The sequence below is a fragment of the Actinomadura sp. SCN-SB genome, assembly GCF_043906805.1.
Taxonomy (GTDB): domain Bacteria; phylum Actinomycetota; class Actinomycetes; order Streptosporangiales; family Streptosporangiaceae; genus Spirillospora.
Genome location: NZ_JBIMPP010000007.1, coordinates 1 through 12720, shown reverse-complemented (window position 1 = coordinate 12720; position 12720 = coordinate 1). Strand labels below are relative to the sequence as shown.

The following is a 12720-nucleotide window of genomic DNA, read 5'->3' as shown; positions in this document are numbered from 1 at the left end:
CGGTGCCGTCAGTTCATGAACATGCCGCCGTCGACGTTCAGGGTCTGGCCGGTGACGAAGTCGGCGTCCGGGGACGCCAGGAAGAAGATCGGCCCGACGAGGTCGTCGGCGTGCTGGTCGCGCTTGAGCGCGCGGCCCTCGCGCTGGGCGGCGATCAGTTCGGGCGGGAAGTTCTCCAGGACGGGCCCGGTGAGGGTCAGGCCGGGCGTCAGCAGGTTGACGGTGATGCCCTCCGTGCCGACCTCCCGTGCCAGGCTGCGGGTGAAGCCGACCAGCCCGGCCTTCGCGGTGACGTAGTGCACCTGCCCGGGGACGCCCGGGTACATCGACGCCGACCCGACGTTGACGATGCGGCCCCAGCCGCGGCCCTTCATCAGGGGCAGCAGGGCGCGGGTCACCAGGAAGTAGCCGGTCAGGTTGACGTCGATCACCGTCCGCCAGCGGTCGGGACTGGTGTCCTCGAACATGTCGAACGGGAAGAACCCGGCGGCATTGAGGAGCACGTCGGCCCCTCCCAGCCGGCGAGCGGCGTCGGCGATCGCCTGCACGTCGTCCTCGTCGGCGATGCTGCCGGCGACGGTCACCAGCGACTCGGCCGCGTCCGCGTCCAGGTTCGCGCGGAGCTTGCCGAGGGCGTCCGCGGACAGGTCGGTCGCGATCACCCGATCGCCGTTGCGCAGGAATCGGCCGACGAGCGCGGCCCCGACTCCCCCGGCCGCGCCGGTGATGACGACGACCCGCGCGGTGCTGTGGTCAGTGGGCGTGGTGGTCATGGCGATGTCTCCTTCGTTGGAAGCGGGCGTCAGGCAGAGGTCCCGCCCGCCGACGCCGGCCGCAGGGCCGGGTAGTCGGTGTAGCCCGCCGCGTCGCCGCCGTAGGCCTTGGACAGGTCCGGCTCGCTGAGCGGCTCGCCCGCCGCCAGCCGGTGCGGCAGGTCGGGGTTGGCGATGAAGAGGCGGCCGAAGGACAGCAGATCGGTGGCGCCCTCCTGGATGAGCGAGAGGTGCTCCGGGCCGGTCTTCGACTCGGGGGTGGCCGGATTCAGCATGAACACGCCGGACCACCGCGCCCGCAGGTCGGGGGTGAGCCCGGGGTCCGTGGTCTCCAGCACGTGCAGGTAGGCCAGGCCGAGCCGGTCCAGCTCGTCGACGAGCAGCCGGTACGTCTCGGCGTGGTCCCGCTCCTCGATGTCGTTCACCGGGTTGGCCGGGGAGATCCGCAGCGCGGTGCGCTCGGCGCCGATAACCCGCGCGACCGCGCGGACGGCCTCCAGCGTCAGGCGGATCCGGTTGCGCGCCGGCCCGCCCCACTCGTCCTCGCGCCGGTTGGCATTGGTGGAGAGGAACTGGTGGAGCAGGTAGCCGTTGGCGCCGTGCAGCTCGACGCCGTCGAAACCGGCCGCGACCGCGTTGCGGGCGGCCGCCGCGAAGTCCGCGATCGTCTCCTCGATCTGCTCGCCCGTGAGCGGCACCGGCTCGACGAAGTCCTGCGGCCCGCGAGCGGTGAAGATCTGGCCCTCGGCGCGGACCGCCGACGGACCGACCGGGGTGGTGGGCTCGGAATAGTTGTCCGGATGACTGATCCGGCCTGTGTGCATCAGCTGCGCGACGATCTTCCCGCCGTTGTCGTGCACGGCGCCGGTGACCTCACGCCACGCCCGGACCTGCGCCTCACTGTGGAGCCCGGGCGTGTCGGGGTAGCCCTGGCCGATCCGGCTGGGCTGGATGCCCTCGGTGACGATGAATCCGGCACTCGCGCGCTGCGCGTAGTACTCGGCCATCAGCGGAGTGGGGCTCGCGTCCGGCCCGTACGCGCGGCTGCGCGTCATCGGTGCCATCACGACCCGGTTCCGGAGCGCCCCGAACCCGACCTCGAACGGCTCGAACGGGCTCACCCGAGCCTGGTCGACGGAAGCTGTCATACCACTGTCCTTGTCCCGCTAGACGACTGAACAGTTAGCCGAACAACTATCCATCGGGCCCCATTCCCGCCCGCCGACGAAAAATCTCGCCGTGCCACAGGCGGGGCGCGTGAGCCGGAGCCGCCCTCCAGGATCGGCTTCGGTTGTGTCAGTGGGACGTGGACAGTGCTGGTCTTGTTCTCCGTCCGGATCTGGAGGGGGCGCAGGCGGGCTGGTCGAGGGAGTACCCGCCTGGGAAAACCAGCCACGTGCCGGAGTCCGCACTCAGGTGCGGGGCAGGCCGGGATGTGCAGTTCGGTCGCCCAGTCGGGGGCGTGATGTCCCCACGTTATGGAGACGCGGTTCGCCCAGGATGGCGGTACGGTCAGGGTCGCCTCCCGTCCCGCGTGGACGCGTCGCCGCCTGCTACACCGACCGCACCGTGTTCCGAGCTACTGGACTACTGTCCGGTCGGAACTGTCGATCTCGGGTGCTGCCTGAGCCGACCCTGCGGCGGCTGCTGGACGCCTTCGCTGTCCGGGTGCGTCACGACATGGAGCACAACCGGGTCGAGGTCACCATCGCGCCCGAAATGACAGATACGCAGCTCAAAGCCGCAAATGCGGCGATCGTAGGGGGTGCAAATGGTGATCGTGCAGCCGTGCGTCTGGTACCCCCTAGGGGGTACACAGCAGAAGGGTGCGGGCCCCGTCACCCCGGTGGCGGGCCAACAGCTGGTGATCAGCTGCTCGTTCGAACTGAGGGCCTAGTGATTGTCGCCGTCCGGAGCATGGCCCGCTTTGCTGATCAAATCCCGCCCCTCCCCCGGCCGGGCCATATCTCGTGGCGCAGGTTTGAACCTCTGGCGGGGCGCACGCTGCATCTACGTCGTCACGACCAGGACGCCCACAGGAGCGACTGGTCGTGGAGACGCGGACCCGCTTGCAATGATGAGCTGAGAGAACCGAAGGACATGCGCGTGACCTCTACCGTGTCAAGGTAGTCCGCGATCACAACTGACCAGCGGTCTTTCGGGATACCGCAGGTCAGCGGCGTTCGTTGACGCTCGTTGATGTCCGTTCAGGACGGTTCGGGAACCCTGCGTGCTCCCGGTCGCTGTCGGCCCGGGGCGGGAGCAACGGGAGCACGCATGGGGGGAGTGGTCGTGCGCGGGCTCTCGAGCGAACATGGCCGCCCCTGGCGCCTGCCCCATGTGGTGATCACGGTTGCTATGCGTGTCGTGTCCAGTGCTGCGGCAGGTAGCGGCCACGTCCGAAACGATCCTTATCCGCAGTACCGTGGCGGCGATCTATGGTCGAGTTGGTCAGCCGGGCGCACGTAAAGACCCGCGGAACGGATGAACAGGGCGACGCCATTGTCGCGGTCCGGTGGCTGATGGGCGCGGAGCGTAGTGGGGTATGGGGCCCTGTGTGACCTATGACCGCTCGATCAGCCTGCCGAAGCCTCCACAGGTGGCAGCGTGACTTGAACTGAAGTCTTCATTCACTTTGTATGAGGTTATGCCTCTTCCACTGCGCAGGATCGAGCCATCGCGTTTGGTGGCCCGGCGCGTGGAGAGGGGGCTCACCCGCGAGGCGTTGGCTGCCACAGTCGGCGTTTCACCCAGAATGATCTTTTTCTACGAGGAAGGCAGACACACACCCACACCGCCGCGTCTGGAGCAACTGGCCGCAGCCCTCGGTTGCGATGTGGCGGGACTGACGGGGGTTCCTCGGGGGCAGGAGACGTTGGTTGATCTGAGATACGCAGCGGGGCTGACCTTGGAACGGGTCGTTGAGCTTCTGCGAGCTTCGCCGATAGGTCGGGAACTGGCTGTCTCAGCGCCCAAGCTCTCAGCGTTGGAGAACGGCCGACTGGTCCGTGGACGTGGCTGGCAGAAGCCCGAAGCGATGGGGCGGCTTCTCACCCCTCTCGCTAAGGCATACAGGGTTCCGGTGCGCATGGTGATGGACGCGTGGATGCGTACGCGGCCAGACGATCCCTCCCCAGTGTTGGCCAGCAAGCGGAGCCACGCGCCCTCCAAGACGGCGATGGCGACGTGGAACTCTTTGAACGAGCGGCAACAAGTCTATCTAGGCGAGATCATGCGGGACGATCGCATGACGGAGACCGAGATGTGGATGCGCCGGGTCCAGAGGCTGCCCGTTCCTCGGGCCGTGGAGTGGCGCAGGCTGCCGTTGGCTCTGAAGGCAGCACCCGCGGTGGTGGGATACACCCGGTTGCAAGAGCGGCTCCGTCGAAGAGGCGTCCATGACCCTGGTGCCGGACAAACGGTGCACGCGTTGCAACGACGGGGCCTGCTGATCATCACCGAGGACTCCGTCGAACATCCCGCGGTCGGGGAGGTCGGGCGGGTTCTCGTTCAGCTCAGCCGACGTGGCCGTGCGGCCGCCCATGCAGGGCTGGACGAGCCGCGTGAGCCGGACCCGCCGACCCATTTGTTGTCCGAGTGGCTCTGGGGGGTCTTGGCGCGTGTCGCTGCTGCTGAGCCCGCCGGACTGAAAGACGATCAGCTGGCGGGCCGCTCACTGTTCTTCATCGGCGTGGGTTACCGGAACAAGGCCGGGGGCCAGCCGAGCCGTGGTTTGGTCGACTCGGTGCCCGTGATGGCGTCGGAAGGAACCCACGTTGCTGAGTACCGTTGGCGGTTGACTCAGCTGGGGCGGCGCCACGTGGTCGAATATCTTGACATCTACCGAGAGGTCTATCCAAGCGTCCCTACCACGGGAATCGATGCTCTCGCAGCCGACTCGACATAGTTCTTATATCTTCCTTACAGGCGTAGTTTGTCGGTGGCGCCCTCTACTCTCGTTGGCTGTGACGAGTTCTTCGGACGAAGGCGCGGAGACGCTTGATGACGTCCGGGTTCGCTACCTGGTGACCCGGGCTGCGCTGCGTGCGGCCAAGGCGATGACCACACCGGGGTTGAACCCTCAGCGGCGCCTGGAAACGCTGATGGAATGCCACGGCACGATGATCGCGGCACGTGGCCCGGCTAACCCCCTGCCGTTCGGCGAGTTCCGGCGGGCGCTCAAAGGGGATGTGGCCGCGCTGCTTCCTGAGGGTGTGACCCCGCTCGATCTGGACGGGATGCTGGTCGTCGACCAGGACGGACAGATCACCGAGGACGCCTTTGATTTTGATCTTGAGCAGCGGATGCTGCTGCACACACTGCACAAACTCGACACGTTCGCGGGTGCCCTCAACGATCAGGAACTCCAGTCGGAGATCGACCAGGAGACGGCGTTCACCTTGCTGCGCAAGCAGGGCGACCAGCGCGCGTATGAGGCAGGGCGCCAGGACCTGATCCGCCGCCCCGCAGGGCCGGTGGAGGAGTTGTGCGAGCTTCGGCTGCCTCCGCTGGTTGCGGACTTCTACCGGGAGATCTCCTATGACTCGCTGTACCAGGGCTGGTGGTACCCGTGCCCGATCTGCCGGTGGCCTATGCGGATCGCCGTACGGAAGAACGCGGGAACCGCTGTAGGTGCCGCACGTTGTTGGCACGCACCTCATGCCGACATGGGAGCCTCCTACCTGTTCCGACTGCCGACGGACGCCAGCGCACCGAATCTGCTGCCCGAACCTTCGCCGCCGCGCCCACGTGGCCGCGAGGCCGTCCTCGCTCCGGACCTCGGAGAGGTTCCGCAGGCTGCCCCTGCTAAGGGCCACAAGGCCCTCAGCAGGGGAATCTGGCGTTATACAACCGTTCCTGGCCTACCGGAGCTGGACCTGCGCGATCGGCTGGTCGAGCGGGGGTTGAAGGTTTCGCTGTGGCCAGGGCTGGACGCCTACGACCTTCTTGTAGAAGTCGACTCGAAGCGGGGCAAAAATATACGTTTCAAGGTCGATGTTAAGGACTACACCTCGGCGCCGACACTGGCGAACCTCATCCATGCTCAGGAAGGCGACCGCGGCGGAGCCGACTGGCTTGTGGTGCCGGACTACCGGGCCGGCCAGATACCCCTGCTTTCCGGAGTCTGCGCGAAGTACGACATGCGAGTGGCCACAGCGTCCGCGTTCGGCGAGATGGTATGCGAGAGAGCCGGGGTGAACTGGACATGAGCGAAATGCGGATTCAGGAGACCGCGGTCTATACCGCGCTAGCCCTCGCCGCCTACTACTTCCCTCTGGCTGTCGAGGGCGACTCCCGCGCCGCCGCGCCGTTCACCCAGGCGGCGTTCCTCCTGTCGGGGAAGTTTCGGGCCTGGGACAAATGGGAGAAACTGTCCCACGAGGAGAAGCAGCGGATCGCGATGGTCTGTTCCATCGCTCCCGACGAACTCGTTGACGTGCGGAAGTTCTCGGTGGCGGCGCGCTCACTGCTGGCTCGGCTGGACGCGGCCGAATCAGATGCCGCATCGGTCATGGCGGCCTTCGAACTCGTTGGGGACAATCCCTTCACGGCCGATGCCGCGTTCCCCAGGTTGGGGGGCGATCTGCTCGGCTACGTCGATCGAATGACTGCCCGCTTCCGTCGTCCCAGCGCTCGGCCCAAGCCACCTGCATTCGCTGGTCCAGGCACGTGGCGTACCGGGGAGATCTTCGTCCAGGATGTGGGGCAGGTCCACGGACGGCTGACCATCCCCACCTACCCCCATTTCACCGAGGCGCTCGGCCACGAGAGCCTCCCACACGTCTCGACAGCCCCGTACCTGGCTGACCTGCGCATCCCCACGGCAGACCTGCTCGCCCTCGCACAGCACATCGACGAGCGTTTTCCGGAGGACGAGCGCTATCTGCGCCGCACCCTCGGGCAACTTTTCGACGCGCTACAGACCACGGACACCGTGTCCCCGGCAGAGGCGCTGACACTGACCGCCGGCGGCTTGGAGATTCTCAACGCACCGACCGGCACTGGCAAGAGCGTCCTCGTTCGAGTCATGGCCCTGTGGTTCGCCGACCGCAATCTGCGTGTCGCGATCGTCCTGCCCGACATCAAGGCGTGCCTGGCGATGACCTGGAACGTGCGAGGGGACCTGGTCTACCTGCGCCACGCCGGGCACATTAAGCACGAGACTGCCTGCGCACACCTGATGTCGTCCTCGGGGATGCATGATCGCGCACTCAAACTCGTCTCGCTGATCAACGAGTCTCCGGACGCGCCCGGCGAATGGGGTGAACGCGCCGAACGGGACATCGATCCCCTGGCGTATGGATGCGCACAGAAGACATTCCTTGAAAGCACCGGTGAGTACCCTCCGGGCCGGGAGCCCTGCCTCTCGCTGCATGGACAGAGCGTGGGAGCAGCCGCCTGTCCCTGGATTCCGACCTGCGGGAAGTACGCTCCGGTCTACGAGGCGGCCAACGCCAACGTCGTCATCATGAACCACTACGCGTTCATGCAGGGCAACCTACGAATCGGCGTCAACCTCGACGGTCGACCTGTGCGCGGCATGACCGCGGCCGAATTCGCGCTGCGGACCTGCCACGCCGTCATCGTCGACGAGGTCGACCAGTTTCAATCCCGGGCCGTTGACAAATGCGCCGCCGAGATCGTCCTACACTCTCGTCGGCATTGGTCGGCCGCGCCTCAGGAGGTGGACACCGACTCCAAGCGGCTGCGCATCGACGACGAGCACAACCTGTTGCCCGCAGTCAACCATGTCCGGCTCATGGCCGAATTCCTCCTTCTGAGCATCTGCAAGAACACCCTCAGCCTGCACGCGTCGGAGGACGCCCGAGCCCAGGAGCGTATCCCGGACCAGACGAGCACCCGCTGGCACCTGGCGCGTGGACGGGACCGCACCCTCCTTCGGTTGTTGCGGCCGGATGCCGATGCAGGGGATGGGACCGACATCCCTACTGAGATCTTCCAGCAACTCAACGCCCTCATGCCCGCCCGCTATCAGCGCCACGATCCGCTCACCGGTCATGCGAGCCTGCCCGAACCCGATTGGCGCCACGTCAGGGACGCGCTCAGCGCGCTGGTCGCACCCCGCGGCGAACATCTACTGGACGCGGTCAAGATCGAACTGCACCGGCTCCTCGAAGACCGGATCAAAGACCCGCATCAGCGTGCACAGGCCATCAACCTGCTCGTCACCCGCACCGTCATGGTGGAGTTGGATGAGGCGCTGGCCGCCCTCCAGGCAAAGGCCCACGACTACCGTTCCTCCGGGTTGCGCTCGGCCCACAAGATCGCAGAGAGCTTGCAGGCCACCGCTATTTCCTCCGTGCTCCCGCTCGGCATGCTGGGTCGCCCCATCACCGGGTACCGCGTCATCGGACTCGACGACAAGGAGAAGAACGCGGCCCTGGTCTCCCAGACCATCGCCGGCGACCCGCACACCTTCACCGCCGAGCTGGGCGGGATCGTCTCGCTTGTGCTGGCGGGAGTCGAGCGGCCGGTGATGGGCTTGTCGGCTACCGCCTACTTCCCCCAGGCGGTCCGCGAGCACCTCCACGCTCCCGTGCGCTGGTGGATGACCGACGCCCAGGCCAAGTCCATTCGAGCCAGGAAGCACCGCATCGACTACGGTGAGGGGCACCCCCTGTTCGGTCAGCCCATCGTGGTTTCCGGCACCCACGCGAGCCGCAAGAAGGACGCTCTCATCGAGCTCGGCGGCAACCTGTACGACGAGCACATCCACCGCGAACTCGAACGCACCGCCGCCAAGGACCCCGATCGGGCGCACGTCCTGGTCGTCGCCAACTCCTACGAGCAGTGTTCGTGGATCGCCCACGGCGTCACCAGGGCCGGGAAATACGACGGCGGGCTGTGCCTAGCAGTTCGGGCCGAGGACAGGCACAGCGGCAACCCTGAATTGCCCAGGGAGAACGTGGCCGCACGCCTGACCGCCGAGGAATTCGAGGACTTCCCCCGCCACGGGAAGATCCTCGTCGTTCCACTACCGCTCATTGCTCGAGGGCTCAACATCGTCAAGGGCACCCGCTCAGCGGTCCGATCCGTCTACTTGTGCGTGCGCCCTCTCGCGCTGCTCAACGAACCCGCCGAGATGTACGGCAGCATCAACGCCGCTGGCTTGCGAGCTTTGCCCGTGGGCGGCGCATCGGACCCATCGCAGGCACTGGCTGAAGCGGGCGAAGCAGCTTGGGACCGCCTGGCGCTCCTCCTGCGCACTGCCCCTCAGTTCACGGCCATGCACAAGTCCCTGCAGGACGAGGTGGTCGCAGGCATGATCGTTGACCTTATCCAGCTCGCTGGCCGAGCCCGCCGCGGCGGCACTGAGGCCGTGCTCCACATGGTCGACTACGCCTTCCATGAGGACACCTGGAGCGCCGACCTGGAGACGGTCCTGCGGCGAATCCACTCTCTGTGGACTCCCGAAATCCGGCAACGCATGAACGACCTGTACGGGGAGGCACTCAACGCCTTCCTGTCCTACGCCGGAATCGAACCCCATGCGCCCGAGCACACGGGCAACTGACGAGACTCAGAAGGAAGAAGGCGGCACGTGACCAAGCAGGATCGCGTACCCGGCAAGTACCTCAACACCCTCGCCTTCCGCTGCACCCCCGAGTTGGTCGGCGATGCTGCTGTCTACGTGCGGCATTTCGACGAGACGACCTGGAAACTCTGGGACGACTTCGACCTCCTGTGCAAGAAAAAGTTCAAGAACGACTCCGCCCAGGCTCCTTACTCCATTGCCACCACGGTTCTGAGCATGATGGGCGGAGGCTACGTCCACTTCGACCCGAACCGTCAGGCACCGTTCCTCGCATCGCTCCACCCGATCGACGGAAATCTGCTCCGCCGCGTGTTCACCCTTACCTACCACCTGGCCCTCGGGCAGGACATCGGCACGATCGACCTCAGCGCACCACCCGAACTGGCCAAGCGGATCGCCGACATCCCCGAACGCAGGCACCAACTGGCCACGTACCTCCAGCCCGCCAGCGACACCCAGCCCACTGCACCCGGCTGGCTCTACAAGACGGTCGCCTGGGATCTGTCGCAGCGCTTCGCCTCCGAGCCCTGGGCGATCTCCGACAACAGGACCATCACCCTGCGACCGGACACCACAGGCGGTGTCGTCGCGTTCGACGATCCGTGGCAGAACGAACAAGGGGGTCGCTATGCCCTCTCCCGAACCGCGTTGAAGCTGAAGACGCTGCCCAACATCACCAGCCCCGTCCTGCTCCTGAGCTCGCGGGTAACCCGCATCTCCTCCTCGCTTGTCTTCTCCTCCACAGTCATCGCTGAGCAGCCAGGACCGGACCGTCCCCTGCTGGAGGTCGCTCTCAACGGACGCGGTGGTGCCCGCACCATCAACCGCCTCGCGCTGCAGGCTCTCGGTCGTCTGGAGATGGATTACTCCATCCTGCGCACCATCGACGAGCGATCGAAACGCGAACAGCAACTGCTCGCCGACGCGAGGGCGAACAAGAAACCTGTCCGCTTCCCTCGCGAGGACCCCGGGCAGGTCTGGCCCGTCCTACCCAAGAGTTACTCCTTCCCCATCGGTGTCGGAACCGGCATGCAGCACCTGCGGCTGCTGCACCAGCACTTCACCAACGTCTTCGCCGACAGGGCAGAGCCCTTGGAGATGCGCGAAGTGCCCATGAACCTGCCGCACCGGCCCACTGACCCAGAGAACATCTCCAGGCAGGAGTACAACCGCCGAAAGGAGGAGCGCGCTCTTCATCCGGATCCGAAGACACTCGGCCCGATCCGGCCGCGGGGCAGCCTCTTCCCCACTTCAGAATCCATCCTGGCGTCCGTCAAGGCGGCTGGCTTCCAGAAGCTGCGCTTCGTCTGCCTGTGGTATGAGGACGAGACCCGGCTGCGGATGCTCGACACATTCTGCAAGACCTTCGGTCTCCCGCCCGATGGCCTCGACCCGGAGGACGGCGAGGAACTCAACCTGCACAGCGACCAGATCACCGCAGTGTTTCACCAGGCCGGCGATTTCCTCATGCCTGGACCCGCCGGCAGCCGCAAGGAGGCGCTCAAAGCCTTCGAGACGCCCCTCCGGTCCCAGAACGGAGTACTCGTCGGAGCCTGGTGCGAGACCGAGATCCCCACCACTGCTGGCACCGATGACGGCGAGATGAGCCTCGACGACATCGACGCCAAGCCACAGACCAGAAAGATCTTCGCGGATCTCGGTGTGCCTACCCAGTACCTCAAGGGCAAGGACGAGAAGGGCACCATCCGACCCAAGCAGAAAGATCACCCGGCCGAGATGGCCCTCCTCGACCTCTATCGTTCTCTCGGCGTGATCGACGACCGCATCGCCAATGCCCTCAGCCCCGAAAAGGAAGGCTATCCGGTCGACCAGATCGCGCATGTCGGCATCCATGTGAGACAGCAGAACAGGCGCAAAGGCGAGTTCGGCCAGCCAAAAGTGGTCATCACCGCGTCAGCCCTCGTACCCCCGAAGGTCACCGATGGGACCTGGACCATGCTCGGCTGGAGCTCCACCCAGCCGACGTGGCAGCCCTACCGCCTTGCGCAACCGGCCTTCCACGCCAGCGCGTACCCACAGAACACTGGCGACAGGAAGAACTATCGGCAGCGCTGGGACGAGGCGGCCGAGACCGTCGAACGTGCCCTCGCGGACCTCGCCGAGGAGCTGGACGGTATCCCGTACGTCGTCACAGTGGACGAGCAGGCGTCTCGTCGGATGTGGGATGGGTTGCAGAACGCGCACCAGGGCGGATCGCCCCAGAACGGCAAGAGCCGCTACTGGCTCCCCGGCCTCACCCTGAACCACGACGAGCGGCCTCAAGCCGTCATCCGCATCAACATCGACGACGAGGAAGTTCCGCAACCCGTCAGTACCAGCCGGGTCTACAAGGCTGTGGACCGCGAACCCGCCGAGCAGGAAACCGCAACGACTCTCTACCAGGTCACCACGGATCTCGGCTCCCCGGTGTGGATCTTCTGCAACGTACCGCGCGCGTACGACGGGGGCGATTCCCGCAGACTGGGCGCGAAATACACCCGGTGGGACGCCAAGCGATCCGTCTTCTCCGAGAACAAAGATGAACGCCGCAAGGGCGAGATGTCCGAGAACTGGTACTCCATGACGGCCAGCGAGATCTACCCGGTCGCTTGCGCCGAGGGCGTCTCCGAGGAGGCGCTCGCCATCGTGACAGCGAAGCTTTGCCACCAGGCCCAGTTCTGGGACGGGCGCTCGCGCTACCCCGTACCTCTCCATGCCGCGAAGCAGATGGACCTCGACCACCCTCAATACCGGCGCACCGTCACACCAGAGGAGAAGCCAACAGCAGAGCCAGGGGCGGACAACCCCCACAGCACCCTCACGGAGTAAAGACGGGCTAGCCACATGCAGATCGATCTCCTGGTGGGCGATGGAGTCCGCCCGTAACAGACCCCATCTGGTCTTCACCCACCATCGATCATGGCACGACCGCACCAACACACCGGGGCCCGCCAGTGGCATGCTGACCCTTCTTCGGCGAACCACGAGTGCAAGGGGGCGCCCAGCCGCACCCGGCCGCGCGGGAGGGGATTATGTCGTCGCACGACCGCAAATCGTCCACCGCCGGTTCGGAACCATCCGCATAATTGGGTGGCCTGCAGGAACGGAACCGGTTGTGGGACGCCGCCGCCGGTGAGCTGCGTGGCGATGCCCGAAGCGCAGTACGCCTCCGTCGTCTTCCCGCTGATGTTCTGGAAGTACCTGTCGGACACCTGGGAACACCGGCGCGAGGAGTTTCAGGCCGAGAACGAGGGCTTGGACACCCTGTTCACCGACGAGGCCCATGAGATCGAATACCGCGACTACCAGTCGTTAGAGATCCCGTTCATCTACCCCCAGGACCGTTCGGCAGCGTCGCGCCTCTTGGTCGTCCACCCTCGCCACCATCAC

Annotated in this window: 7 protein-coding genes and 1 pseudogene; 6 read left to right on the top strand and 2 right to left on the bottom strand. The window is 65.9% G+C overall.

The annotated features are described in order from the left end of the window. Positions 1–8: 8 nt before the first annotated feature. Together ACGWYJ_RS06380 and ACGWYJ_RS06375 are read right to left on the bottom strand one after the other, a co-directional pair. On the bottom strand, positions 9–773 hold the full coding sequence (locus ACGWYJ_RS06380) for an SDR family NAD(P)-dependent oxidoreductase (RefSeq protein ID WP_395104631.1): 765 nt from the start codon (positions 771–773) through the stop codon (positions 9–11). 29 nt (positions 774–802) lie between these two features. Then, positions 803–1921, bottom strand: coding sequence for an alkene reductase (locus tag ACGWYJ_RS06375; RefSeq protein ID WP_395104630.1), 1119 nt, complete (start codon positions 1919–1921; stop codon positions 803–805). A gap of 1499 nt (positions 1922–3420) precedes the next feature. Here ACGWYJ_RS06375 and ACGWYJ_RS06370 point away from each other — a divergent pair. The 6 genes and pseudogenes from ACGWYJ_RS06370 to ACGWYJ_RS06345 all read left to right on the top strand — a co-directional run. Then, a pseudogene (locus ACGWYJ_RS06370) lies at positions 3421–3603 on the top strand (helix-turn-helix domain-containing protein); the annotation flags it as partial. A 252-nt stretch (positions 3604–3855) separates the two neighbouring features. Then, positions 3856–4680 (top strand): hypothetical protein, encoded by an 825-nt coding sequence (locus tag ACGWYJ_RS06365; protein ID WP_395104825.1) that lies wholly within the window; start codon positions 3856–3858, stop codon positions 4678–4680. A gap of 58 nt (positions 4681–4738) precedes the next feature. Then, a complete protein-coding gene (locus ACGWYJ_RS06360) occupies positions 4739–5983 on the top strand; it encodes a hypothetical protein (RefSeq protein WP_395104629.1) in 1245 nt (414 codons plus the stop codon). After that, complete coding sequence (locus ACGWYJ_RS06355) at positions 5980–9309, top strand: hypothetical protein (protein ID WP_395104628.1); 3330 nt, start codon at positions 5980–5982, stop codon at positions 9307–9309. Before ACGWYJ_RS06360 ends, ACGWYJ_RS06355 begins: the two co-directional genes overlap by 4 nt. A 27-nt stretch (positions 9310–9336) precedes the next feature. Further along, on the top strand, positions 9337–12159 hold the full coding sequence (locus ACGWYJ_RS06350) for an RNaseH domain-containing protein (protein ID WP_395104627.1): 2823 nt from the start codon (positions 9337–9339) through the stop codon (positions 12157–12159). Positions 12160–12471: 312 nt separating this feature from the next. After that, positions 12472–12720, top strand: a 249-nt coding sequence (locus ACGWYJ_RS06345; protein ID WP_395104626.1) for a type I restriction-modification system subunit M N-terminal domain-containing protein, incomplete at its 3' end; no start/stop codon positions are given.